We start from the raw sequence: 417 nt of genomic DNA on the forward strand, positions 1-417 counted from the left end.
CCGGAGATGCACGTGGTCCACGAGACCGTCTACCAGGCCCTCTACGTCCAGGGCCGGGGCGAACTACGCCGCGAACTCGCCAAGGCACTGCGGACCGGACGGGCCCGGCGCAAGCCCCGGCGGCAGGCTCAGCAACGCCAGCCCCGCTACCGCGACCCCATGGTGATGATCAGCGAACGGCCCGCAGAGGCCGAGGACCGGGCAGTGCCCGGCCACTGGGAGGGCGACCTGATCATTGGCAAGGACGGCGCCTCCGCCATCGGCACCCTCGTCGAACGCTCCACCCGCTACGTCCTGCTGCTGCACCTGCCGAACGGCCGGGGCACCGAGCTGGTCCGCGACACCCTGGTCGAGACAGTCCAGACGCTGCCGGCCCACCTGAAGCGGTCCCTGACCTGGGACCAGGGCAGCGAAATG

The 417-nt window shown here is 71.0% G+C and carries 1 protein-coding gene; it reads left to right on the forward strand.

Going from position 1 to position 417, the window contains the following annotated elements; all coding sequences use genetic code 11:
• Nucleotides 1–417, forward strand: a 417-nt coding sequence (locus KN815_RS02165) for an IS30 family transposase (protein WP_216339605.1), incomplete at both ends; no start/stop codon positions are given.

It is taken from the genome of Streptomyces niphimycinicus (assembly GCF_018883605.1).
In the GTDB taxonomy this organism is placed as follows: Bacteria; Actinomycetota; Actinomycetes; order Streptomycetales; family Streptomycetaceae; genus Streptomyces; species Streptomyces niphimycinicus.